Here is a 24,356-nt window from a genome sequence, read left to right as displayed (position 1 = left end):
CCATGACCTCCTTTGAATCCCTTCCCCAGGTCCGTTACGAGGGCCCGCAGTCGACGAATCCGCTGGCCTACCGCCATTACGACGCCAAGGAGCGCGTGCTGGGCAAGACGATGGAGCAGCACCTGCGGCTGGCCGTCTGTTATTGGCATACCTTTGTGTGGCCCGGCAACGACGTGTTCGGGCAGGCGACCTTCGCGCGGCCCTGGCATGTGCCCGGCGACGAGCTGACGCTGGCGCGCCGCAAGGCCGACGCCGCCTTCGGCCTGATCTCGCGGCTGGGCGTGCCTTTCTACACTTTTCACGACACCGACGTGGCGCCCGAGGGCGCGAGCCTGGCGGACTACCGCAGCAACCTGTCGGCCATGGTGGACGTGCTGGCGCAAAAGCAGCAGGAGACGGGAATCGCGCTGCTGTGGGGCACGGCCAACCTGTTCAGCCATCCACGCTACGCCGCCGGCGCCGCGAGCAATCCCGACCCCGAAGTCTTCGCCTACGCCGCGACGCAGGTCTTCAGCGCGCTCAACGCGACCCATCGCCTGGGTGGCGCGAACTACGTGATGTGGGGCGGGCGCGAAGGCTACGACACGCTGCTCAACACCGACTTGCGCCGTGAGCGGCGCCAGCTCGGCCGCTTCATGCAGATGGTGGTGGAGCACAAACACAAGATAGGTTTCGCGGGCCAGCTGCTGATAGAGCCCAAGCCGCTTGAGCCCACCAAGCACCAGTACGACTACGACAGCGCCACGGTCTATGGCTTCCTCAAGGACTTCGGCCTGGAGCGCGAAATCAAGCTGAACATCGAGGCCAACCACGCCACGCTGGCGGGCCACAGCTTCCAGCACGAGATTGCCACGGCTGCCGCGCTGGGCATCTTCGGCAGCATAGACGCCAACCGCGGTGACCCGCAGAACGGCTGGGACACCGACCAGTTCCCCAACAGCGTGGAAGACCTCACGCTGGCGATGTACGAGATCCTGCGCGCGGGCGGGGTCGGCAGCGGCGGCTTCAACTTCGACGCCAAGGTGCGCCGCCAGAGCATGGACCCGGTGGACATCCTGCACGGGCACGCTGGCGCCATCGACGCGCTGGCCCTGGCGCTCAAGAGCGCCGCGCGGCTGGTGGAAGCCGGTGAGCTCGAGCGTTTTCGCGCCGAGCGCTACGCCCGCTGGGACGGCGACCTGGGCCGCGGCATCCTGGGCGGGGACATGAAGCTCAGCGAGGTGGCGGAATACGCCTTCGTGCAGGACCTGCGGCCCCGGCCGGTGAGCGGGCGGCAGGAGTGGCTGGAAAACCGCGTGAACGCCGCGATCTTTGACTGAGGCACCGGCAGGAGCGCGCACCATGAACCCGGACGTCGGCTTCCAGCAGGTGACAAAGCGCTTCGGGCCCGTGCAGGTGCTGCATGGCGTGAGCTTCGCTTTTGCGCCCGGGCGGGTGTACGGTGTGCTGGGCGAGAACGGTGCCGGCAAGTCCACGCTCATGAAGATACTGGCCGGCTATGAACCGGCCAGCGAGGGCTCGGTGGAGATAGGCGGGCAGGCCGTGAGTTTCAGGGGCCCGCGCGACGCAGAGGCCGAAGGCATCGTGATGATCCACCAGGAGTTCAACCTCGCCGACGACCTGAGCATCGCGCAGAACATTTTCCTTGGGCATGAGCTGACGCGCCACGGCCTGCTGGACGAGCGGGCGATGGCGCGCCGCGCCGAGGCGGCGATGCGCTCGGTGGGGCTGGCCTGCGACCCCGGCCGGCGCGTGCGCGACCTGATCGTGGCCGAGAAGCAGCTGGTGGAGATCGCCAAGGCCCTGAGCCGCAATGCCCGCGTGCTGGTGATGGACGAACCCACCGCCACGCTCACACCCTCCGAAACCGAGCGGCTGTTCGCCCTGATCGCGCAGCTGCGTGGCCAGGGCGCCACGGTGCTCTACATTTCGCACAAGCTGGACGAGGTTGAACGCATCACCGACGAAGTGCTGGTCATGCGCGACGGCCGCCTGGTGGCGCACCGGCCCACGGGCAGCGTGACCCGGCAGCAAATGGCCAGCCTCATGGTGGGCCGCGAGCTCAGCGACCTGTTTCCGCCGCGGCAGCCCGTGCCCGAGGGCGCGCAGGCGCTGCTCAAGGTCCGGGACCTGCAGGTGCCCGGCTGGGCGCAGGACGTGAGCTTCCAGGTGCGCGCCGGCGAGATCCTGGGCTTTGCCGGGCTGGTCGGCGCCGGCCGGACTGAGTTGTTTGAAGGCCTGCTGGGCCTGCGCCCCGCGAGCTGCGCGGCGGTGGACATCGCGGGCCGCCCGTGGACGCGGCGCAGCCCGCGCTCAGCCTCGCGCCTGGGGCTGACCTATCTCAGCGAGGACCGCAAGGGCCGCGGCCTGCACCTGCGCATGGGCGTGCCGGAGAACCTCACGCTGATGGCGCTGGAGCGCTACGCCCAGCCCTGGCTGGACCCCGCGGCGGAGCGCGCGGCCCTGAAGCAGGCGAGCGAAGCCTTCGGCATACGCGCGGCGGCCGGCGTGCCGGCATCGGCACTGTCCGGCGGCAACCAGCAGAAGCTGGCGCTGGCCCGCGTGCTGCAGCCGCAGCCGCAAGTCGTGGTGCTCGACGAGCCGACGCGCGGCGTGGACGTGGGGGCCAAGCGCGACATTTATTTCCTGATCCGGCGCCTGGCCGACGAGGGCCGCGCCGTCGTCATCGTCTCGTCCGAGCTGCTTGAACTCATAGGCCTGTGCCACCGCGTCATCGTCATGCGCCAGGGCCGGATGGCGGCCGAGTTGCCGCAGGACCAGCTCACTGAAGAACTGCTGATCGCCCATGCAACTGGAACCCACTAAACCCATGGCCGGTGTATCGCCGGCGCCCATGGTCGCGCGCCGCTGGGCCGGCCTGCGCGGCGGCGGCCCGCTGGCGGGCCTGGTGCTGGTGTGCCTGCTCGGCGCCATGCTGAACGAAAACTTCGCCAGCCTGGACAACGCCATGAACGTGCTGACCCGAACGGCGTTCATCGGCATCATCGCCGTGGGCATGTGTTTTGTGATCATTTCCGGCGGCATAGACCTGTCGGTGGGGTCCATGGCGGCGCTGATCGCGGGCGCCATGATCCTGCTGATGAACGCCGCCGCGGGCGCCGGCTGGCCGCCGCTGGCCGCCATCCTGGCCGGCATGGCCTGCGCCGTCGGCCTGGGCGCGCTGTTCGGCCTGGCCCACGGCCTGCTGATCAGCAAGGGGCGCATAGAACCCTTTATCGTGACCCTGGGGACGCTGGGCATTTTCCGCGCCTACCTCACCTACTTCTCCAATGGCGGCGCCATCACGCTGGACGGCTCGCTGGCCAGCGCCTACGGCCCGGTGTACTACGGCAGCTGGCTGGGCGTGCCCGTGCCGGTGTGGGTCTTTGTCGTGGTCGCGCTGCTGGGCGGCCTGATCCTGAACCGCACGGCCTACGGCCGCTACGTGCAGGCCATAGGCTCCAACGAGCAGGTGGCCCGCTATGCGGCCGTGGAGGTCGACCGCGTCAAGGTGCTCACCTATGTGCTGCTGGGCGTTTGTGTCGGCATCGCCACCGTGCTCTATGTGCCGCGCCTGGGCTCGGCCTCGCCGTCCACCGGCCTGCTCTGGGAGCTCGAGGCGATCGCGGCCGTGATCGTCGGCGGCACGGCGCTCAAGGGCGGCGCCGGCAGCATCACCGGCACCGTCATAGGCGCGGTGCTGCTTTCGGTGATCAGCAACATCCTGAACCTCACCAGCATCATCAGCGTTTACCTGAACGCCGCGGTGCAGGGCTTTGTGATCATCGCGGTGGCGTTCTTCCAGCGCGGGCGTAAATGATGGAGTTCACCGGCGGCGCTGCCGTTTTTCAGCCAACCTTTCAGCCAACCCAAAGAGGAGACAAACCATGAAACCGATCACCCAATTGCTCGCGGCAGGCGCCGCCGTCCTGGCCTTGCTCGGCGCCGCGCCGGCCGCGCTGGCGCAGAACAAGCCGCACATCGGCGTGTCCATCCCCGCCGCCACCCACGGCTGGACGGGTGGGGTGGTGTACTGGGCCAACCGCACCAAGACGGAGCTGGAAAAGCAGTACCCCGGCCTGAAGGTCACCGTCAAGACGGCCGGCTCGGCCGCCGAACAGGCCAACCAGGTGCAGGACTTGCAGACGGCCAACAAGATCGACACGCTGGTGATCCTCCCGTTTGAGTCCGCGCCGCTCACGCAGCCCGTCGCGCAGGTCAAGGGCAAGGGTGTGTACGTCACCGTGGTGGACCGGGGCCTGACCGATGCCGGCGCGCAGGACGCCTACGTGGCGGGCGACAACCCCGGCTTCGGCAAGGTCTCGGGTGAGTACATGGCCAAGGCCATGGGCGGCAAGGGCAACGTCGTCGTGCTGCGCGGCATCCCGACCGTGATCGACAACCAGCGCGTCGACGCCTTCATGGCGGTGATGAAGAGCCACCCCGACATCAAGGTGCTGGATGCCAAGCACGGCAACTGGAACCGCGACGATGCCTTCAAGGTGATGCAGGACTACCTCACGCGCTTCAAGCAGATCGACGCGGTGTGGGCCTCGGACGACGACATGGCCGTGGGCGTGCAGAAGGCGATAGACCAGGCCAAGCGCGGCGACATCAAGATGGTGCTGGGCGGCGCCGGTTCCAAGGACTACATCAAGAAGGTGATGGACGGCGACAAGATGGTCACGGCCGACGTGACCTATTCGCCCGCCATGATCGCCGACGCGATGAAGCTCACTGCGGCCGCGCGCGTCAAGGGCGAGAAGCTGCCGGCCTCCACCATCATCCCCTCGGTGCTGGTGACCAAGGACAACGCCAAACAGTACTATTTCCCCGACTCCCCGTTCTGAGGCAATCATGGCCAGACCCGTCACACTTTTCACCGGACAGTGGGCCGACCTGCCGCTGGCCGAACTCGCACCCCTGGCGCGCGGCATGGGCTACGACGGGCTCGAGCTCGCTTGCTGGGGCGACCACTTCAACGTGCAGGAAGCGCTGGGCAGCGACCGCTACCTGCAGGACAAGCGCAACCTGCTGGAAAAGCACGGCTTGCGCTGCTTCGCGATCGGCAGCCATCTTGTGGGCCAGGCCGTGTGCGACCTGATCGACGAGCGCCACCAGTCCATCCTGCCCGCGCATGTGTGGGGCGACGGCGACCCCGAGGGCGTGCGCCAGCGCGCCGCGCGCGAGATGCAGGACACGGCGCGCGCGGCGGCCAAGCTGGGCGTGAAAGCGGTCACCGGCTTCACGGGTTCCTCGATCTGGCATTCGCTGTACGCCTTCCCGCCGACACCGCAGGCGTACTGGGACAAGGGTTTCGCGGATTTCGCGCAGCGCTGGAAGCCCATCCTGGACGTCTTCGAATCCTGCGGCGTGAACTTCGCCCTGGAAGTGCACCCTACCGAGATCTCATTCGACACGGCGTCGGCGCAGCGCGCCGTCGAGGCGGTGGCGGGGCACAGGCGCTTCGGTTTTAATTTCGATCCCAGCCACCTGGGCTACCAGGGTGTGGACTACGTCAAGTTCCTGCGCACCTTCAGCGACCGCATCTACAACGTGCACATGAAGGATGTCTGGTGGGGCAAGGGCGACGGGACGGCCGGCGTGTTCGGCGGCCACACCAGCTTCGGCGACGCGCGCCGCTACTGGGACTTCCGCAGCGTGGGCCGCGGCATGATCGACTTCGAGTCCATCATCGTCGCGCTCAACGACATCGCGTATGCCGGGCCGCTCAGCGTGGAGTGGGAGGACAGCCGCATGGACCGCGTGCACGGCGCCACAGAGAGCGCGGCCTATTGCAAGCGGCTGGACTTCAAGCCGGCGGCGGGCGCCTTCGACGCCGTCTTCGACAAGGCCAAACAGGGCGGGATGGCCGGGTCATGACGGGCAAGCTGCGTTACGCCATGGTGGGCGGCGGGCAGGGCGCCTTCATAGGCGCGGTACACCGCAAGGCGATGGCGCTGGACGGCCAGATGGAGCTGGTGGCCGGCGCGCTGTCGTCCGACCCGCATCGTGCGCGCGCTTCGGGCGCCGAGCTGGGGCTGGCCGACGCGCGCAACCACGGGCGCTGGCAGGACCTGCTGGCCGATGAGCTCAAGCGGCCGGCGCACGAACGCATAGACTTCGTGTCCATCGTCACGCCCAACCACGTGCACTTCCCGGTGGCCCAGGCCTTCGCCGAGGCGGGCATCCACGTGGTCTGCGACAAGCCGCTGGTGCACAGCAGCGAAGAAGCCCAGGCGCTGGAGCGCGCCGCGCAGCGCAGTGGCTGCGTGTTCGGAGTGACCTACAACTACACGGGCTACCCCATGGTGCGCGAAGCCCGCGAGTTGGTGGCCAAGGGCCTGATCGGCGAGCTGCGCAAGGTCATCGTCGAATACAACCAGGGCTGGCTCGCCACCAACCTGGAAGCCACGGGCCAGAAGCAGGCTGATTGGCGCACCGACCCCGCGCGCAGTGGCCTGGCCGGCGCCATGGGCGACATCGGCTCGCACGCCGAAAACCTGGTGGCCACGGTGACCGGCCTGGAGCTGGACAGCATTTGCGCGGACCTGACGGCCTTTGTGCCCGGGCGCCGGCTGGACGATGACGGCAATGTGCTGCTGCGTTTTACCAATGGCGCCAGGGGCGTGCTCATCGCCTCGCAGATCGAGGTCGGCTGCGAGAACGACCTGCGCCTGCGGGTGTTCGGCAGCCAGGGCACACTGGTGTGGCACCAGGAGGAGCCGAATCGCCTGGTGCACCAGCCCATCGACGGCCCCGCGCGCGTGCTGACCCGCGGTTCGCCCTGGCTGGGCGAGGCCGCGCGCCGCGCCACGCGGCTGCCCACGGGCCATCCCGAAGCCTTCCTCGAGGCCTTTGCCAATGTGTACCTCGGCGTCGCCGCGCACATCCGGGCGGTGCAGGCGGGACGGGCCCCCGATCCGCTGGAGGCCGACTACCCGCGCCTGGCCGACGGCGCGCGCGGCGTGCGCTTCATCGAGAAGGTGGTGGAGTCCGCCGGCAGCCAGGCCAAGTGGACGCCGATGCGCTGACGCATGTTCCTCGGCATCGATCTCGGCACGTCCGGCGTCAAGGCCGTGGTCCTGGACCGCGGGCACCAGGTCCTGGCCAGCGGCAGCGCGCCGCTGGCGGTCGACCAGCCGCACCCCTTGTGGCGCGAGCAGGACCCGCAGGACTGGTGGCGCGCCTGCGATGACGCCGTCCGGCAGGCGCTGGCCGGACTGGCGGCGGCGGGGCGCAGCCCGGATGAGCTGGCGGGCATAGGCCTGACCGGCCAGATGCACGGCGCGACCCTGCTCGATGCGCAAGGCCATGCCCTGCGGCCCGCCATCCTGTGGAACGACGGGCGCAGCGCCGAGGAGTGCGCCTTGCTCGAGCGCCAGGTGCCGCGTTCGCGCGAGATCACCGGCAACATGATGATGCCCGGCTTCACGGCCCCCAAACTCCTGTGGGTGGCGCGCCATGAGCCGCAAGTGTTCGAGCGCGTGCGGCAGGTGCTGTTGCCCAAGGACTGGCTGCGCTGGCGAATGACCGGCGAGTTCGCCACCGACATGTCGGACGCCGCGGGCACGCTGTGGCTGGACGTGGCCGGGCGCGGCTGGAGCGACGAGCTGCTCGCCGCCTGCAACTTGTCGCGCGCGCACATGCCGGCCCTGCACGAGGGACCGGAGACTACGGGCATGCTGCGCGCGGACCTCGCGCGGCACTGGGGCATGCGCGCCATCCCGGTGGCGGCCGGCGCGAGCGACAACGCCGCCGGTGCGCTGGGCGCCGGCGTCTACCGCCCGGGCGACGCGATGTTGTCGCTGGGCACTTCGGGTGTGGTGTTCGTCGCCACGCGCGAATTTGTCTCCAATCCCGGGCAGGCGGTGCACAGCTTTTGCCATGCCTTGCCGCGCACCTGGCACCTGATGTCGGTCATGCTGTCGGCGGCCTCCTGCCTGGATTTCACCGCCTCGCTGCTCGGCGAGCCCGACATCGGGCGGCTGCTGGCCGAGGCCGAGGCGCGCGGCCTGCGAGCGTCCACGCCGCTGTTCCTGCCTTACCTGAACGGGGAGCGCACGCCGCACAACAACCCCCAGGCCGAGGCCGTGTTTTTTGGCCTGAATGCGGGCACCGTACGCGCCGACCTGGTCAACGCCACGCTGGAAGGCGTGTGCCATGGACTGGCCCAGGGCATCGCCGCCTTGCAGGCCACCGGGGCCGGGCTAGCGCAGGTCAGCCTGATAGGCGGCGGCTCGCGCAGCGCTTACTGGGCCCAGATGCTGGCGGACGCCACGGGGCTGGAGGTGATCCGGCGCGAGGACTCCGCCGTGGGGCCGGCCCTGGGCGCTGCCCGGCTCGCCTGGCTGTGTGTGGACAAGGCGGATGCGCAGGATGTGCTGAAGGCGCCCGCGGCGCTGGACAGCTACACGCCCCGGCCCGCCGAACGGGCACGATGGAAGGAGCGCGGGGCGCGTTTTGCCGCGCTGTACGCCGGCGTCGCCCCGCTGTACGCCGGTGTCGCCCCGCTGTACGGCGCGCGAGGCCTTTGACGGCGCACGCACGGCAAGGCATCCCGTTGCGCCAATGCACAGCGGGATGCCTTGTGTTGCGACTGGTGGCTGCCGGTGACGGCTGCTTTTGCAGCCGTCACCGGTGATCAACAGCGCTCAACAGCGCGGAATGCGCTTATTGGACGACAGGGAAGTCGCGGTCAAGGGCCGAGGCCGACACGGTGGTGCCGATTTCGGCTTTCACTTCCGCGCGCGTCTTGCTGCTGGCGGGTGCCGAATAGACGTCCTGGTAGGTCCGGCCGATGTTCACGGAATAGCCTTCGCGCTGGGCTTGTGCCAGCTCGGCTTTGACTTCGGCGCGGGTCTTGGTGCTGACCGACTTCACCTGGTCTTGCGCAAAAGGATCGCGGCCTTCGGCAAAGCTGCTGGCCGAGCCGAAGAAGGCCAGTGCGGAGACGGCAAGAACGGAGGCGGAGACGAGATTCGATTTCATGATGAATTTCCTTTAGAACAGTTTTTGAAATATCCGGTCGGACGGGCTGTGTGCCCGAGGGGCCTTCCTCGCTGAGTCGCGTTATCAATGTGGCTCACCGATGCATCCAACCTTGTTCCGCAAGGGCGATAGACAAGTGCGTGTTTGCAGAACATTCCATTGCCGAAATCGGAACAATGAAGGCGCGAATTCACGGAACTTTTCGGGCGAAAGTTTTTTGAAAGCTTTGCGTCAAGAAGCGCATGCATCCCGTGTTGCTCCTTCCCCCGCTGGGGGGAGGTGGGGATGGGGGCCGACGACGGTGATGTGTCGTGGTGCAAGTTGAAGGCCGCTGGCCCTCACCCTAACCCTCTCCCAGGGGGAGAGGGGACAAGAAACTCTCACTCCTGCCGCGTGTCCATTCTCTTGATCACCCTGCGCGTGTACTCGGTCATGAATTCGAGGAACACGCTGGTGCGCACCGGGATGAATTTGCGGCTGGGCAGCGCCGCGTACAAGGTGTTGGTGCCGGTGATCCAGGGCGCGAGGATGCGCTGCAGCGCGCCGCTGTTGAGGTGGTTGGCCACCAGGTCTATGGACTGGCTCATGATGCCGGCGCCGTCCACGCAGGCGCGTATCAGCGTGTCGCTGTGGTTGACCAGCATGCTGGGCTCTATCTGCACTTCGATGACGCGCTTGCCTTCGTCGGGATTGGTCAGGCGCCAGGTGCGGTGGCGGTTGGCGGCTTGCTTGACGCGCAGGTTGTGGTACTGCGGCAGGTCCTCGGGCCGCGCCGGCGTGCCGTTGCGGCGCAGGTAGTCGGGTGAGGCGCAGAGCACACCGTCCGATGAGGCAATCGGCCGCGCGATGATGTTGGCGTCAAAGGCGTCGCCGGCGCCCAGCAGCGTGAGGTCGTAGTCCTCGACCGGCGGCACCAGCGGCGAGTCCACATGGATGTCGAGCACTACCTTGGGGTAGCGCCGGCCGAATTCGGCCACCAGCGGCGCCAGCACGTGCACGGCGAACACCGGCGGCGTCATGATGCGTATGGTGCCGGACATCTCCTGCGCATGGGCCTGGGCGGCGGCATGGGCTTCGTCGATATCGCTCAGGATGTGCCGCACGCGGGCCAGGTAGGTTTCACCGGCATCGGTCAGCGCCAGGCGGCGCGTGGTGCGCTGCAGCAGGCGCACGCCCAGGTGGTCTTCCAGGTCGCCGACCAGGCGGGTCACGACGGCGGACGAGATATCAAATTTGCGCGCCGCAGCGGCAAAACTGCCGTCATCCACGACTTGCTGGAACACCCGCATTGATTGGAGCCGATCCATGGTAAACCCTTATATATCACCTTTATTGTTGCTAATTTAACAGCAATGTATTGTTGGAATTGGTATTTTTTGTTTAATTTAACAGGAATACAGTTCATACATCGATGAGCCGAAGCCACTTACAAGGCGACTCACCGAGGCTGGACAGACGGGGAGATGAGCCCGCCATGCCCGGAACGTCACTTAACTTTTGAGAGGATATTCATCATGAAATCGAACTTTGTTGCCGCCGCTGTTGTTGCTGTTGCCGCCCTGACTTCCGTCGCTGCTTCCGCCCAGCCCCTGAACGCCTTCCTGCTGGACCAGATGCAGGCACCCGCCACCAAGACCCGCGCTGAAGTCAAGAGCGAAGTGCTGCAGGCCCAGAAGGCCGACGCCACTTCCAGCTTCAATGGCGCGACCGCCCAGCAAAACCTGGCCGCTCCCCGTGCTGAAAAAGCCGGTGCAGCCCCCCAGGCGGCTTCCGAGCTCGTGAAGACCAACGCCCAGTAAGCTTGCGCAGGCCGGCCTAAGCCGGTTTGAACGCAATCGCCCCGGCAGCTCGAAAGAGTTGCCGGGGCGATTGCTTTGGCGCTTGCCCATAATGTCAGTCGCGCGGTTCCAGCGTGTTCGCAACGCTTGAAACAGGCCCGGTCCCTTATGTGATTTTTGTTGCGAGAGGCAATATGTCAATCCCCTTGATCCCCCCGGGCTGCCTTCTGGTGCTGGCTGCCCTGCTGGCGGGCTGCGGCAAGCCGGAGCCGGCCGTGCCGCCCGCCAAGCCGGACCCCATGGCGGAGGTACCGCCGGAGCGGGTATTCAAGGGCTCGCTCGGTGGAAAGCCCGTGCACCTGGCGGTGTCTGACTGCAAGGTCTACCGCGCCCTGCCCGGCGATGGCGGCTGGCAGATGGTGCTCGAACCCGAACCCTATCCCTTTTTCTCCTCGTGCGATCGGCAGACGCTGCGTGCGGAAAACGGCGCGGTCACCGTCACACTCGGGCGTATGGCTTTTGGTGCGGGAGGCTGTTGCGCCACCGGCGGCACCTACCGCTCCACCGATGGCGAGCGATGGAAGAAGCTGTGAAGTTCACCGGGCAAGGCACGTTTGAATTCACGGTGCCTTGCTTGCGATAAATGGGCCGTGATCCGGTCAATCACCGGCCACCCTCTAGCCCGCCAGCGGGGCCCAGTGGTTGTCCAGCCGCACATTTGCAAGCGTCGGCGAAGCCGTACGGCCTGCGCCATCGCGCGCCAGCGCGGCGAACCGCCCGCCGGCCCAGAGTGTGGTGTCGGCCCGGCCGGCTACTGGGGCCGAGGTGACGGCACAGGCCTCCTGCAGCGGGAAAAAACCTGTCCAGCGCCCATCGGCCTGCCACACGGCGACGCCATTGGCGCGCGGACAGCCCACGGCAAAAGCGCCCGCGGCCCAGGCGATGTCGCCGCCGTAGCCGGCCAGCACATGCCCGGCCCCGGCGTCGCAGGTCCGCAGCGTCCGGCCGTCAAAAAGCGCCAGCACGGGCGCGCCGGTTTTGGCTGCGCTGTCCTCATGCTCGGCCTGCAGCGCGATGCCCAATACACGCGGGCCGCCCGCCGCCGGTGCGCGGCCCCAGGCCATGTGCCGCAGGCTCAGGCGCTTGTCGGCCAGGCGCCATTGGCCCAGCAGCGCGCCGCTGCGCGTGTCCAGCCGCACCAGCGAGGCATCCATGCGCTCCATGTGAATCTTCAGGCGGCCGGTTTCAGGCAAGGCGGGAATGCCGCCGTTCGCCACGACCAGGCTGCCATCGTCGTCGAGCAAGAGCTCGTGCGGGTCCATGCCGTGGCTTGGCCATTCGCCGGATTTTTCCAGCGTGGCGGCATCGCGCACGCCCACCAGGCCTTCACCGGTTTCGAGGTTCGTTTCGGTGGTGTAGAGCGTTTTGCCGTCGGCGCTCGCGATCACGTGGCCGTTGAAGGCGCGGTCCGGTTCGGCCCAGGCCCAGGCGATGGCCTTGCCCTGGCTTTCGCCCTCGCTGACGGGCCGCCAGCGCAGCAGCCAGTCCCCCGGGCGGCGTGCCACCGCCAGCAGCGAGCCGCCGCGCTCGGCCCACACCCCGTGGGCTCGCGTCGGCACGTCGAGGGCCGCGCTGACCTGGAGCGCGGTGCCGTGATACGCCAGCACGCCGACCTGGTAGCCCTGCGCTGCCTCCCAGGCGGCGGCCAGCTGTTGCGGCGGGGCCGTCGCGGTAGCTGCCGCCAGCGCGGGTTTGAGCCAGGTACTTGCGCCGGCCGCTGCCAGCGCCAGCCATTGCCGGCGCTGCAGCTTCGTCAGGGCATCAAGCTTCCTCATGGCGGGTTCCTAGTCGCCGTCGGCGTCTGAAAATCCAATGCTCACCTCCAGCGCGGGCGCGATCTCGGCCTCGGTGAGTTTTTTCAGCTCGGCCAGTGAGCGACCGGCGGCCGTCATGCCGGCCTTGTTCGCGGGCGAAATGTTTTGCAGTGCCTTGTCGGTCCTGCCCACGCTTTGCGCCAGCAGCTCGGCCGGCTCGTTGCGGCCCAGGCCGCGCAAATAGGTTTCAATCGGCGCCAGGCCGGCGCCGGGACGCGGCGCTTCGGTGGCTTGCGAGGCGCCCAGCGTGCGCAGCGCCTGCCATTGCGCGGCCCAGCGCGCGGCGGTCTGGCCGCTGGCGCCGCGCGCATAGGCCGCGGCATTGCGGCCGCCTTGCGCGCTGCCGGCAAGGCGGGGCTTTTCCATTTCGGCCCAACGCAATCGCTCCAGCGCGCCGGTCCACTGGTTGATGAGTTCGCTCATCGCGGGGCCCTGGCTTTCCTCGGCCTGGCCGGGCGGGCGCTCGGCCAGTTCGCCAAAGGCTTTGGCCAGCGTGTCGGCTTCGCGCTGGATATCGGCCGCCACCTGCAGCGCATAGCGGCAGGCCGGCGTGGCCGGCGCGATGGGCTGGCTCCACAGCAGCCACTCGAGTGCGGGCAGGCCCTTGGCCGGCGTGCCTATGCTTTCCATGGCGGTCGCGTCCTGCGGCGCGGCCTGGATCGCGCGCTTGATGAGCTCGGGCCGTGTCGGCGTGAAGTCAATCTGGCGCGCCGAGCGCCGCTGCACCAGCGGGCCTATCTGCACGCCGCTTAAACGGTCCCAGGCAAGCGCGCTGCTTTTCCAGCGTTCGCGCGCCTGCTCCAGTTTCGCCGTGGCCGCGCCGGCGTCCGCATCGCAGACCGCGGAAATCGCCGTGGGAAGGCCGCCGGCCTGCTCGGCAAACGCGGCGGCTTGCGGCGCATACCAGAAGCGATACACGCCGCGCATGAAATCACCGGCGGTGTAGAAGGGCACGGCGACATTCGGTGCGACGTTTTGCGCGCATGCGGCGCCGCAAGCCAGCAAGGCGATGCCGGCAATGGCCTTCCAGGGAGCGCGCGAAGTTTTCATGGCACTTACAGCGATTCGAGGAATTTGACCAGCGCGGCGCGCTCCTGCCCCGTCATCTGCAAAACCTTGTCCTTGCTGGCCTTGGCTTCGCCGTCATGCCAGAGCACGGCTTCCAGCGCGCCGCGCGCGCGGCCGTCGTGCAGCAGCCGGTTGTGGCCGTTGACGTCGGGCACCAGGCCCAGGCCCCACAGCGGCGGCGTGCGCCACTGGCGGCCGTTGGCGAGAAAGTCGGGACGGCCGTCGGCCAGGCCTTCGCCCATGTCGTGCAGCAGCAGGTCGGTATAGGGCCAGATGGTCTGGCCCTGCGCGGCCTTGCTGCCCAGGCGCGGGAAGGGGATGTCGCCGGTGACATAGCTGGGCCGGTGGCAGGCCGCGCATTGCGCCTGGGCAAACAGCTTCTGGCCTTGCATCACCTGGGCGTCCTTCGGGTTGCGCCGCGCGGCAGGCGCCAGCGTGCTTTCGTAGAACACTACGTCGTTGAAAGTCTTCTCGTCGATCTCGGGCGCCTTGCCCTGCGCGCCGTGCGGTGCGGCCAGGCAATCCTTTTGCGCGCCGGTGCAGGTTTCCTTGGGGAACAGCGGCGAGGTGATGCCCATGTCGCCGAGGAAAGCGCCGCCGGTCTGGTGCGCGAGCGTGGCGACATTGGCCTTCCAACCGAAACGCCCCACGCGCATTTGCTGCGAAGGCGCGTCCCACACCTGGTTGACCGCGCCGCGCACCGGCCCGCCCAGGGCCGCCTGCTCGCGTGCATTGCGCAGGATTTCCGCTTCGGGGATCGCCTCGAGCAGGCCCACGCCGGCCATCTGCGGCGCGATGCGCGGGCTCAGCATCACGTCTTTGGCCATGGGGCCGTAGTTGAGCTTGCTGAAACCGTAACGCGGCTTTTGCAGCTGGTAAGGCGTGCCGTCGGCGAACTTGCCGCGCACGGTCTCGTAGCGCAGCGAGATCTGCCCTTCGGGCATCACGCCCTGGACCGCGAAGTTGGAAAACTGGTCGCCGTACACCGGGTCGGACAGGGGACCGCCATGCGCGTCCTTGCCCGGAATCGAGAGGCGCAGCAAGAGGCCTACCGGCTGCTCGGACAGCCCGCGCGTGAAATCGGGCGGCGCGCCGCGGCCGTCCTGCACATGGCAGCCGCCGCAGGAGCGCGCGATGAAGTGCGGGCCCAGGCCGTCGCGCGCGGTGGTCGAGGACGGCGCCTGCACCCAGTTGCGCCTGAAAAAGGAATTGCCGATGACAAAGCGCGTGCGCTCCTCATCGGGCAGATTGGCCAGCGGGAAGGAAAACGCGTTCTGGCCGGTGGCGAACACGGTGGTCTCGCCGCCGGTTTTTTCGTCATCGGGCGTAGCGCTGTCTTGCGCGACTCCCGCATGGGTCCAGAGGGCCAGGCCCGCGAGGCCCGCCACGGCCAGCCAGGCGAGACCCGCGCGCAGGCGGCGCGTGGCCAAGTGGGGGGAAGCGCCGCGCAACACTTAAGGTTTGACCAAAGTCAGCTTGGTGATGCCGGCCGCGTTGGCCGCCTCGACCAGGTCCTTGCTTTGCTGCACCAGGCTGTCGATGGTTTTTTGCACGCGCAGGCGGCCGGGCGCGTCCTTGGCGCCGACGATCTCGCGGTCAAACGGCGCCTGTATGCCTTCGGCCGCTGCGACCGAGGCGGCGATCTGCTGTGTGGTGCGGTCCGCCAGCGCCGGGTTTTTGGCAGCCACCAGCTCGCGCAGCGAGGCGCCGCTGAGCGTGCTGCCGTCGGCGCGTTTGTACTGGCCCAGCCACACGTTTTGTATGCCCTTGGCGTTGGCCACCACGTCGCGGTGCGTGTTGTCGGAGAAGCACGAATGCTCGTCTTCCTGGTCCTGGCTGGCCAGCGCGACCTCCAGGCGCTCGCCCGCAAGTTCGCCGCGCGAGAGCGAGCCCAGGCCGACAAACATCTTGCGCACCGACTCCATGCCGCCGCGCTCGAACTTCGCGCGGTAGGACGTCGCCGTGGGCGCCCAGGCCTTGGTGAGGCCGCGCAAGTCGTCGACCAGCAGCTCGGTCACCACCTGCAGGTACTGGCGGCGGCGGTCGGCATTGGGTTTTTTGCCGTCCACGAAGTCTTCAAACGAGCGGTTGCCCGGGCCCGTGGTGCTCAGGTCCTGGCCCCACAGCAAAAATTCGATGGCATGCCAGCCGGTGGCGATGTTCTCCTCGCCGTTGCGCTCGTTGAGGCTGGCCAGCTGCTTTTTGCCGATGGCGGTCTTGCGCTTGTTGATGATGCCGGCGTTGGGCGCGTCTTTCACGTAGTCGACATAGGACTCGTCCATGGGCCAGGCGTTGATGCGGCCCTCGGGGCCGTTTTTGTCGTCGATCGGGCCGCCGTAAAAGCGGAAAGCCTCGGTCTGGCCGTAAAACTCGCGCGCGTCCAGCCAGGCCTTGCGCGCGGCCTTGAGGCCCTCGTCGGAAGGTGCGGCGGTGAAAGACTGCACGGCTTTTTGCAGCGTGAGCGCGCCGGCCAGGGTGTCTTCATAGCTGGCCAGCACCAGCTGGGCATAGTGCTTGGCCACGGCGGGAGCCGTCGCGGCCGGCGACGCCGCCACGGTGCTGTTCGCGGGGGCTGCGGGCTGGGCCATGGCGGGCGCCGCCAGCAGGGCGAGCAGGGTGGCAAGAACAACGGGTTTCAGCACGGATGTCATGGCGGCTCCTGGGATTTTGTGAAGGGCAAAACCAGGATTATACAAATGAGAATGGTTATCAATATCATCGACATACGGAATGCCGGGTCTTTTCTCCGCGGCCCGAGGCCGTCAAGCCTGTGGGAGGCTCTCAGCGCCGCCGGCTTGCCTTGCGCGCCTCATAGCGCTTCATCAGCGGCGTGACCGAAACGCCGTGCGCGACCACCGAGGCCACGATGACGGCCAGCGTGATGGACAGCAGTTGCTGGGCCAGCGTGCGCTCGATGTCGTGGTTGATGGCGTAGAGCAGGTAATACAGCGAGCCTATGCCGCGTATGCCGAACCAGCCCATGAGCCGGCGCTGCGCGCCCTTGACCGGCGTGCCCAGCAGGCCGATGTAAACCGCTGCGGGCCGCACCACCAGGAACAGCAGCGGGATGAACCACAACACCTCGGCGCGAAAGCGTGTCGTTGCCACCAGCACGCCCACCGCCAGCACGATGGCGACTTCGGCAAAGCTTTCCAGCTGGCTGTTGAAGCGCTCCACCGCGCGCATCATGTGGGCCGGCGCCTCGGCGCCCGAGGCTTCCTGTTCCGCGGGGCTCAGGGCCTCGCCGGGATCGGCCGCCTGCACCTGCGGGCGCACATGGGGCTCGTCGATGCGGCGCAGCGCCAGCCCGGCCGCGAACACCGCGAGAAATCCGTAGGTGTGGCTCAGCAGCGCCAGGCCGTAGGTCAGCCCTATCAGCCCCAGCGCGATGAACTCGTCCGAGCCCAGCGCCTCGCGGTGCCGCATGCGCAGGTAAAGAATGAGGCGGCCCACCAGCGTGCCCAGCAGCCAGCCCAGCGCCAGGCCGCCGGCCACCGCCCACAGCACGTCGACGGCCCACCAGCGCCAGCCGCCTTCGCCGAGTTCGTGCAGGCCCAGCAAGCCCAGTCCGAGCATGACCAAGGGAAAGGCCGTGCCGTCGTTGAGCCCGCCTTCACCCGTGAGGCCGAAGCGCAGGCGGTCGCGGTCGCCAGGGTTGGCCACTTGCACGTCGGAGGCCAGCACCGGATCGGTGGGCGCGAGGATGGCGCCCAGCAGCACGGCCGCGCCCAGCGGCAGGTCCAGGGCATAGACGCCCAGCGCGGCGACCGCCGCCACCGTGAGCAGCATGGAGACCGTCGCCAGTTGCACCGGCACGCGCCAGCGGCGGTCCTTGAAGCGGAACTCCAGCTTCATGCCGCAGGTGAACAGCGAGACCAGCACGGCCACCTCCGTGAGGCGCTCCAGCAGCACGGTGTTCTTCATCGCGTCGAGCTTGAGCAGCCCCAGCCCCACAGGGCTGACGGCCACGCCCACGCCGAGGTAGAGCATGGCGGCGCTCAGCGGCAGGCGCGCGATGAAGGAGCCGCCCAGCGTCATCGCGATCAGCAGCGCGCCGGCCACGATGCAGGCCAGGGTAAAGGTGGTGGGCTCGGTCATGGGCCCAGCTTGGGGCCGGCCCGCGCTTCTGTGTATCAGCCGGCACGCCGTCCGCGTGCTGGCAAAACCGCCACCCAAGCGCCGACAAAAGCGCCGCGGCTACCAGTCGACCAGGCTCAGGCCCACGCTCAGGACGGTGCGCTTACGGTTGTAGTCGACCAGGCTGTCGCCATAGCCGCTGAAGAGCTGCACGTGGTAGCGCAGGCCGGTGTAGTTGGGCGAGGAGGCGGGCGCCATCATCCAGTCAAGGCGCGCCGAACCGCGGGCTTCCTTGCGCAGCGAATGCCGCAGCGTGATACCCAGGGTGTTGGCCTTGTTGACCTGCCAGCTGCCGGTGACTTCGGCGCGGCCTATGTAGTTTTCGATGCCGGGGTTGTCGTCGTTGCCGGAGGACTCCTTGAGCCGGTCCCAGATGCGTCCCTGCAGGGTCAGGCCCGAGTCCTGGCCCAGCGTTTTTTCGGCCGCGCCCATCAGGTAGACGCGGTTCCAGCTGCGCGACAGCGGCAGCGACTGGCCGTTGGACTGGTGCACCAGCCCCAGGCCCGAGAGCCGGTAGGTCCAGCCGCCGGCCAGCGGGATCTGGTGCGGGTAGATGTAAAGGACCTCGGGCTCATGGTCGGTGGTGCGGAAGGGCCGCGAAATGCTGCCGTTGAACAGCTGCCAGTAACTTTGCTGCGTGTAGCCGAACCACAGCGAGTCGTGGTCGTCGTCGTCCTCGGGGCCGTTCTTGAACAAGCCCTTGGCGATCTTGGTGCGCACCGAGAGCTGGATCTTGTTCTCGGTCCGCATATAGGGCTGCGCGGTCAGCGCGGTATGGCCCAGCGAAGGCGAGGAGGGCTGCATGTTCACGCTGTCGGAGGTCGACACCGCCAGCGTGATCGGCCGGTAGCCGCGCAGCGAGAAGGTGTCGCAGTCGGTGCCGCGCTGCAGCTCCCAGAAGCGAGAGAGTTCGGAGTACTTGGTGTTCTTGCAGCCTATGGGCTTGCCGTCGGGCGCCTCGGTGTTCAACGAAGGCAGCAGCAGCACCGGCGTGGCCGGCTGGCCGGTCGCCGGATTGGCCGGCGCCGTGGTGAGGCTGGGCGCGGGCATGTTGGCGGGTGTCTGCGCGTCGGCCCACTGCTGGAAGCAGGCCAGTTGCGCGGCGGGGTCGGCTTTCAGGGCCTGGCAGGCCTGCCAGCCCAGGGGGGAGCGCGCGGCGGAGGGTGTTTGCGCCTGCGCGATGCTGGTGCTCGTGAGCGCCAGGAGGCCGGCCCAAAGCAGGGGGGCGGCGAATGCGGAAAGTTTCTGTCGCATGAGGGGCTGTAGGTCCGGTGGTGTTCTAAAGGATACCGGGCTCAGGGCAGCCGGGTCAGCGTGAAGGGCACATCCGGCGCGTTGTCGGGCGCGCTGCTGCTGGTGTCTTTCCAGCTGCCCTTGAAGGCCTTGCCGCAGGAACCCTCGACCATCTCGCCGTTCCAGGTGCCGGTGATGCTGATGTTGTCGGAGGACTCGTCAAGCAGCAGCATGCCGCCCTCGAGGTCGCCCGCCAGCGCGGCCTTGGCGGCATGGCCGGCAATGGCCTTGGTGCCGGCGGCCGCGCCCAGGTCACGGCTCACGATGCCGGCCAGGCTTTCGGCGAATTCCGCGTGCCGCTCCAGCAGCATGGTGGCGCGGGCCGGCAGGCCGGCGGGCGGGTTGTCAAAGCGCACGGCCCACAGGCCGTAAAGCTGCGCGGCCTTCATGTCTGCCGCCGCGGGACACGCGGTATCGGTCTTGGTTTGGGCGATAAGGCCGGTGGATGTGGCGCAGGACGCGATCAGCAAAAGGGCAATTCGGAAGGTCTTCGAAATCATGGACAGGCGAACGCCGGCTCGGGCGTTCAGAACGGGGCTGCAGGAAACGCGGCACAGGCCCAGGTCGGGCGGCCGGGGTTGCGGTGCAGCGGTGGGAGGGAAAACTCGGGGCGGCAAGTTGCGGGGTTTAAGCAACGCACCAACCCTGGGGCCTGCGAACTATCTCACGAATACATCTTCTATGACGCGCAACGCAGGTTAACCCGTGAGTTGAAACCATTTGTAACTGTAATACTACATTTGTTTCCATTTATCCAAAGAGGTGACCACCATGAAAATCCGTCAATATATAAGTGCGCTGATGCTGGCTTTGCTGGCCGGTCAAGCCTGCGCTCAGGGGGCGCCGCTGGTGTTCGCAGTGAACGAAGGCGTGACTTACGGGGTCAACCCGGGCGCTACCGTCGACCGTTTTCGCGAGCTGTCCGACGATCTGGGCAAGCTGCTCAAGCGGCCCGTCAAGATACAGCCAGTAACAGACTACAAGGAGCTCGCGGCCGGCCTGGCCGAGCAGCGTTACGACATCGCCTATGTGCACCCGGCCCACCATTCCATCCGGGCGATGTCCAAAAACGGCTACCGCCTCATCGCGGTGACCAAGGGCTTCACCGAATACAGCGCCTCTTTCATGGTGCGCAGCGATTCCCCGCTCAAGTCCATCAGCGACCTGAAGGGCCTCAAGATAGGCGCGCCCGGTGAAGACTCCATCACCTCGGTGATCATGCGCGCCGCCTTGCGTGACGCGTTCGGGCCGCAACCGCTGGAAACCGTGTACGTGAAACTGCAGGACGCCGTGCCCTTTATGGTGGAGCACGGCATGGTGGCTTCGGGAGTTACCGCCTCGCGCGCGGTGGTCAAAGACTGGCAGGCCAAGGGCGGCAAGGTGCTGGCCACCAGCAAACCCGTGCCCATCAAGCACCTGATCGCCAGCGGCAAGCTGACTGAAGCGGAACGCGCCCAGCTGAGCGCCTACTTTGTGGGACTGGATCAGTCCGCCGACGGCAGGAAGCGACTGGACGCACTCACCGTGCAGGGGTTCACCGAGTATGACCAGGCGAAGCTGATGGACCTGGGCAAATGGCTGGGGCTATAAGCCCGCGCTAGCGGCTTTCTGCCGCCGCCGCCGCGGCAATCCCCTCGGCGGACTTTTTCGCGAATTCCGCGCGCAGGGCCTTGAGCTTTTCGCGCGGGTCTTCCCTCACGGTGGCCTTGTCCAGCGCCATCTCGGCGATGAAGCGGCTGGGCGCGCCGGGAATCATGTCGCGGCCCTTCTTGCGCTTGCGCAGCCAGTTCACGGCCAGCGTGCGCTGCGCGCGCGTGATGCCCACATACATCAGGCGGCGCTCTTCCTGCAGGCGCAGGGCGATGTCGTCGGTGTTGCTGCCGTCGTCCTCTTCGAGCTTGAAGGGCAGCAGGCCCTCGTTCACCCCGGCCAGCACCACATGCGGCCACTCCAGGCCCTTGGCGGCATGCAGAGTGGACAGCGTCACCACGTTCTGGTCGCCCTCGCGTTCGCTGATGGTGGAGAGCAGCGCAATCGTCTGCACCACCTCCAGCATGGTCTTGGTCTCGGCGGCCACCACCGCGCCCGAGGCGTCCTCGATCTGCCCGCCGCAGCGCTGGGCCACCCAGTCGCAGAAATCCATCACATTGGTCCAGCGCGCGGCCGCGAGCTTTTCGCTGTCCTCGCCGTCGTAGAGGTGCTTCTCGTAATCGATTTCCTTGAGCCAGTCGTTCAGGAAGGCGCGCGCGTCCTCGGCGCCGACGGTGCGCTTGGCGCGGTACTCGAGGTCGTTGAGGTAGCGGCCGAACTCGTGCAGCGAGCCCACCGCCTTGGCCGGCAGCACCGAGCCCAGCGAGTTGCTGAACAGCGCCTCGAACAGGCTTTGTTTGGTCTGGCTCGCGAAAGTGCCCAGCGCGCCCAGCGTGGTGTGGCCGATTCCGCGCTTGGGCGTGGTCACCGCGCGCATGAATGCCGGGTCGTCGTTGTTGTTGACCAGAAGCCGCATCCAGCAGCACAGGTCCTTGATCTCCGCGCGGTCGAAAAAGCTTTGCCCGCCTGAAACTTTGTAGGGAATGTTGGCGCGGCGAAAGGCTTTTTCAAAAGGCTTGGCGAGGTGGTTGGCGCGGTACAGCACGCAAAAATCCTTCCACTCCTTGTACTGCCCGCCCTCGGCCTGCAGGCTGCCTTCGGCGCGCAGGCTCTGGATGCGCGCCACCACGCGCTCGGCCTCGTGCTCCTCGCTGTCGCAGTCGACCACGCGCACCGGCTCGCCCTCGCCGAGCTCGCTGAACAGCGTCTTCGGGAAGAGCTTGGGGTTGGGGCCGATCACATTGTTGGCCGCGCGCAGGATGGCGCTGGTCGAGCGGTAGTTCTGCTCGAGCTTGACCACCCTGAGGTTGGGGTAGTCCTGCGGCAGCTTGCGCAGGTTGTCCAGCGTGGCGCCGCGCCAGCCGTAGATCGACTGGTCGTCGTCGCCCACGGCCGTGAAGCGGCCGCGCGCGCCTACCAGCAGCTTGAGCATCTCGTACTGCGTGGCGTTGGTGTCCTGGTATTCGTCGACCAGCACATGGCCCAGGGATTCCTGCCATTTGCTGCGCACGCTGTCATGCTCGCGCAGCAGCTTGAGCGGCAGGCCCACCAGGTCGTCGAAGTCCACGCTCTGGTAGGCGGTCAGGCGCTCTTCATAGTGCGCCATCACGCGCGCGATGGCGCGCTCCTCGTCGCCATTGGCCTGCGCCATGGCCTGGGCCGCATTCAGGCCCATGTTCTTCCAGAGGCTGATGGTCCACTGCCATTGCCGCGCGGTGGCCGCGTCAGTGCTGCCGCCGGCATCCTTCAGGATGCTGGTCACGTCGTCGCTGTCGAGGATGGAGAACTGGGGCTTCAGGCCCAGCGCCTCGCCGTCCTGGCGCAGCATGCGCACGCCCAGCGCGTGGAAGGTGCAGATCAGCACGCCCTTGGCGCTTTTGCCGATCAGCGCCTTGGCCCGCTCGCGCATCTCGGCGGCGGCCTTGTTGGTGAAGGTGATCGCGGCGACCTGCTCGGGCTTGAGCCCCGACTGGATCAGCTGGCCTATCTTGTGCGTGATCACCCGTGTCTTGCCCGAGCCGGCTCCCGCCAGCACCAGGCAAGGGCCATGCAGGTAGTTGACGGCTTCTTGCTGGGCGGGGTTCAGGCCATGGGTCATGAAAAAGAATCGATTCCAAGGGAAAAAAATGCGCGGGGCCGGCGCTTTGGGGGGCTGCCGGCGGACGGCAAATCATAGCGGCTGCCCTGCGGGGTCCGCGGCACGGCCTGGCCGGCGCCGCCTGTTGCGCGCCTAGCGCCTTGGCCGGGTGAAAAAAAAGCGTGTCGCGCGCGGCTTTGCTTTAGGTGTGCCGGCTTGCCGGGGCAAAGCCGCCCTGCGTCAGGGACAGCGCCTGCGCCGCCTGCTGCAGCAGCAGGCGCACGGTTTTCTGGTCCGGCCCGACGTGGCGGTCTATGCGCCGCACATAAGGGCAGGTCAGCGCGGCCAGCGCGCTGTGGTCGGGACCGAAGATGGGGCAGGAAATATCGGCCACGCCGAAAGATTGCAGGCTGTCGCGCTCGAAATAGCCTTGCTGCCGGATGATGCCGAGGGCGGCGGCCAAGGCATCGGACTCGATAGGCACCTCGCCTTCGAGCGCGGTGTGCTGGGCCAGCATTTGCTGGGCCCGGCTGGCATCCGCGAAAGCCAGCAAGACCCGGCCCGAGGCGGTATCGACCAGCCCGACGTGCACGCCCACGCGTATCGTCATGCTCCAGGTGCCGGGGCCGTTGACCTGCGCGGTGATCAGCACATTGCCCTGGTCATAAACGCCCATGTGGCAGGCCTGTTCCGCCTTTTGCGCGAACGCTTCCATGATGGGAATGGCCTGGGTCACCAGCCGGTTCAGCGGCGGGTGCATATGCGCCAGCGTGAACAGCTTCAGGCTCAGCGAATAGCGGTCGCCCGAGAGCGAACGCAGCACGTATTGCCGCGCGACCAGTCGCTCCAGCATGCGGTAGATCTCGCTGGCGTTGCGGTCCATTTCCTTGACGATCTCCGCGCGCGTCAGGCCCTGCGGCTGGCGGGCCAGCAACTCCAGGATGTCCAGGCCTTTGTCAAGCGCCGGTGCGCGGTAGCGGTCTTCCGCAGGAGGCGGGGACGCGATGCCGTCAGCGTCATCCGGGTTCTGGTCGATCGTGGGAAATGAGTATTTTGGTTTCATGGCGGCAGGGTGGGTGAAGCCGAAGCTATTGCAATTTTGATATGTAACGCAGTGCTCTTGATATGGCAGAGGGCCCTGGTGACGATTTTCGTCGTCATTGGCCTGAATTTATTCACTTTTGCATCTAATGTTCATCAATAAATAAATTTCTGACCTAGGGAAAGTCCGAGGCTCGAAAAGACCGCCGATTTCTATGATCAAGTCCATAAGTGAATAGTTTGTTCATCAATGAATGATTTGTAACAACAAGTTTTTTGTTTTTGGCGGTTCGCTTCACTGAATGGTTTGTCAGCTCAAAAAGGTCTTTGCCATGTGCCCACGACGGTTGGAGGAAAAAACAGTGCTGCCCAATGCCACCCAGGGCATGAGTCCGGCCTGTGCTGGGGTTCGCGCCGGGCAGGGGACCCGGGTGATCGCGGCTTACACCCATCCGGCCGGCGGCGAGTCGCGTTTTGCCGGCGGCCAGACCTCCTGAGCGATACCCA

22 protein-coding genes are annotated in these 24,356 nt (G+C 67.1%); 11 read left to right on the top strand and 11 right to left on the bottom strand.

Annotated features, from left to right (window positions below):
- Nucleotides 1-2: 2 nt before the first annotated feature.
- From xylA to xylB, 7 genes are all read left to right on the top strand, one after another.
- Complete coding sequence (gene xylA, locus BLQ85_RS21725) at nt 3-1,319, top strand: xylose isomerase (protein ID WP_074580046.1); 1,317 nt, start codon at nt 3-5, stop codon at nt 1,317-1,319.
- A gap of 22 nt (nt 1,320-1,341) precedes the next feature.
- A complete protein-coding gene (locus tag BLQ85_RS21720) occupies nt 1,342-2,826 on the top strand; it encodes a sugar ABC transporter ATP-binding protein (protein WP_074580045.1) in 1,485 nt (494 codons plus the stop codon).
- Nucleotides 2,807-3,820, top strand: a complete 1,014-nt coding sequence (locus tag BLQ85_RS21715) for an ABC transporter permease (protein ID WP_139201085.1) — start codon at nt 2,807-2,809, stop codon at nt 3,818-3,820. The genes BLQ85_RS21720 and BLQ85_RS21715 overlap by 20 nt, the downstream gene beginning before the upstream one ends.
- A gap of 67 nt (nt 3,821-3,887) precedes the next feature.
- Nucleotides 3,888-4,850: an ABC transporter substrate-binding protein gene (locus tag BLQ85_RS21710; RefSeq protein WP_074580043.1), complete on the top strand. Its 963-nt coding sequence runs from the start codon at nt 3,888-3,890 to the stop codon at nt 4,848-4,850.
- Nucleotides 4,851-4,857: 7 nt separating this feature from the next.
- Entirely contained in the window at nt 4,858-5,883 is a 1,026-nt protein-coding gene (locus BLQ85_RS21705; protein ID WP_074580042.1) for a sugar phosphate isomerase/epimerase family protein, read from the top strand.
- Nucleotides 5,880-7,034, top strand: a complete 1,155-nt coding sequence (locus BLQ85_RS21700) for a Gfo/Idh/MocA family protein (protein ID WP_074580041.1) — start codon at nt 5,880-5,882, stop codon at nt 7,032-7,034. The genes BLQ85_RS21705 and BLQ85_RS21700 overlap by 4 nt, the downstream gene beginning before the upstream one ends.
- A 3-nt stretch (nt 7,035-7,037) precedes the next feature.
- Nucleotides 7,038-8,537 (top strand): xylulokinase, encoded by a 1,500-nt coding sequence (xylB, locus tag BLQ85_RS21695; RefSeq protein WP_074580040.1) that lies wholly within the window; start codon nt 7,038-7,040, stop codon nt 8,535-8,537.
- A 136-nt stretch (nt 8,538-8,673) separates the two neighbouring features.
- On the opposite strand, the gene BLQ85_RS21690 is transcribed toward xylB, so the two are convergent.
- Both BLQ85_RS21690 and BLQ85_RS21685 read right to left on the bottom strand, forming a co-directional pair.
- Nucleotides 8,674-8,991: a DUF4148 domain-containing protein gene (locus BLQ85_RS21690; protein ID WP_074580039.1), complete on the bottom strand. Its 318-nt coding sequence runs from the start codon at nt 8,989-8,991 to the stop codon at nt 8,674-8,676.
- A 380-nt stretch (nt 8,992-9,371) separates the two neighbouring features.
- Nucleotides 9,372-10,298, bottom strand: a complete 927-nt coding sequence (locus BLQ85_RS21685; RefSeq protein WP_074580038.1) for a LysR family transcriptional regulator — start codon at nt 10,296-10,298, stop codon at nt 9,372-9,374.
- 207 nt (nt 10,299-10,505) lie between these two features.
- On the opposite strand from BLQ85_RS21685, the gene BLQ85_RS21680 reads away from it, so the two are divergent.
- Entirely contained in the window at nt 10,506-10,790 is a 285-nt protein-coding gene (locus BLQ85_RS21680; protein ID WP_074580037.1) for a DUF4148 domain-containing protein, read from the top strand.
- 173 nt (nt 10,791-10,963) lie between these two features.
- The gene (locus tag BLQ85_RS21675) at nt 10,964-11,362 is read left to right on the top strand and encodes a hypothetical protein (protein ID WP_074580036.1); all 399 of its coding nucleotides are present in this window, start codon (nt 10,964-10,966) and stop codon (nt 11,360-11,362) included.
- An 84-nt stretch (nt 11,363-11,446) separates the two neighbouring features.
- Here BLQ85_RS21675 and BLQ85_RS21670 read toward each other — a convergent pair whose 3' ends face one another.
- From BLQ85_RS21670 to BLQ85_RS21640, 7 genes are all read right to left on the bottom strand, one after another.
- Nucleotides 11,447-12,604: a DUF1513 domain-containing protein gene (locus tag BLQ85_RS21670; protein WP_074580035.1), complete on the bottom strand. Its 1,158-nt coding sequence runs from the start codon at nt 12,602-12,604 to the stop codon at nt 11,447-11,449.
- 9 nt (nt 12,605-12,613) lie between these two features.
- Entirely contained in the window at nt 12,614-13,693 is a 1,080-nt protein-coding gene (locus tag BLQ85_RS21665; protein ID WP_074580034.1) for an imelysin family protein, read from the bottom strand.
- A 5-nt stretch (nt 13,694-13,698) separates the two neighbouring features.
- A complete protein-coding gene (locus BLQ85_RS21660; protein ID WP_074580080.1) occupies nt 13,699-15,141 on the bottom strand; it encodes a di-heme oxidoreductase family protein in 1,443 nt (480 codons plus the stop codon).
- A gap of 24 nt (nt 15,142-15,165) precedes the next feature.
- A complete protein-coding gene (locus tag BLQ85_RS21655) occupies nt 15,166-16,362 on the bottom strand; it encodes an imelysin family protein (protein ID WP_074580033.1) in 1,197 nt (398 codons plus the stop codon).
- Between the two features lie 130 nt (nt 16,363-16,492).
- The gene (locus BLQ85_RS21650; protein WP_074580032.1) at nt 16,493-17,809 is read right to left on the bottom strand and encodes a cation:proton antiporter; all 1,317 of its coding nucleotides are present in this window, start codon (nt 17,807-17,809) and stop codon (nt 16,493-16,495) included.
- Nucleotides 17,810-17,908: 99 nt separating this feature from the next.
- The gene (locus tag BLQ85_RS21645; protein WP_074580031.1) at nt 17,909-19,102 is read right to left on the bottom strand and encodes a phospholipase A; all 1,194 of its coding nucleotides are present in this window, start codon (nt 19,100-19,102) and stop codon (nt 17,909-17,911) included.
- 41 nt (nt 19,103-19,143) lie between these two features.
- On the bottom strand, nt 19,144-19,611 hold the full coding sequence (locus BLQ85_RS21640; protein ID WP_217631839.1) for a hypothetical protein: 468 nt from the start codon (nt 19,609-19,611) through the stop codon (nt 19,144-19,146).
- Nucleotides 19,612-19,912: 301 nt separating this feature from the next.
- Here BLQ85_RS21640 and BLQ85_RS21635 point away from each other — a divergent pair, with 301 nt between their 5' ends.
- Nucleotides 19,913-20,731 (top strand): phosphate/phosphite/phosphonate ABC transporter substrate-binding protein, encoded by an 819-nt coding sequence (locus BLQ85_RS21635; protein ID WP_074580030.1) that lies wholly within the window; start codon nt 19,913-19,915, stop codon nt 20,729-20,731.
- A 7-nt stretch (nt 20,732-20,738) separates the two neighbouring features.
- Here the strand turns inward: BLQ85_RS21635 and BLQ85_RS21630 are convergent, their stop codons facing one another.
- Both BLQ85_RS21630 and BLQ85_RS21625 read right to left on the bottom strand, forming a co-directional pair.
- Nucleotides 20,739-22,829 (bottom strand): ATP-dependent helicase, encoded by a 2,091-nt coding sequence (locus BLQ85_RS21630; RefSeq protein ID WP_074580029.1) that lies wholly within the window; start codon nt 22,827-22,829, stop codon nt 20,739-20,741.
- 181 nt (nt 22,830-23,010) lie between these two features.
- Nucleotides 23,011-23,871, bottom strand: a complete 861-nt coding sequence (locus BLQ85_RS21625; RefSeq protein ID WP_139201084.1) for an IclR family transcriptional regulator — start codon at nt 23,869-23,871, stop codon at nt 23,011-23,013.
- Between the two features lie 310 nt (nt 23,872-24,181).
- On the opposite strand from BLQ85_RS21625, the gene BLQ85_RS24655 reads away from it, so the two are divergent.
- The gene (locus BLQ85_RS24655) at nt 24,182-24,346 is read left to right on the top strand and encodes a hypothetical protein (RefSeq protein WP_175456171.1); all 165 of its coding nucleotides are present in this window, start codon (nt 24,182-24,184) and stop codon (nt 24,344-24,346) included.
- Nucleotides 24,347-24,356 lie beyond the last annotated feature (10 nt).

Origin of the sequence: Polaromonas sp. JS666 (assembly GCF_900103405.1) — a bacterium.
Classification (GTDB): Bacteria; Pseudomonadota; Gammaproteobacteria; order Burkholderiales; family Burkholderiaceae_C; genus Polaromonas.
This window is presented reverse-complemented; position numbering and strand designations above follow the sequence as displayed.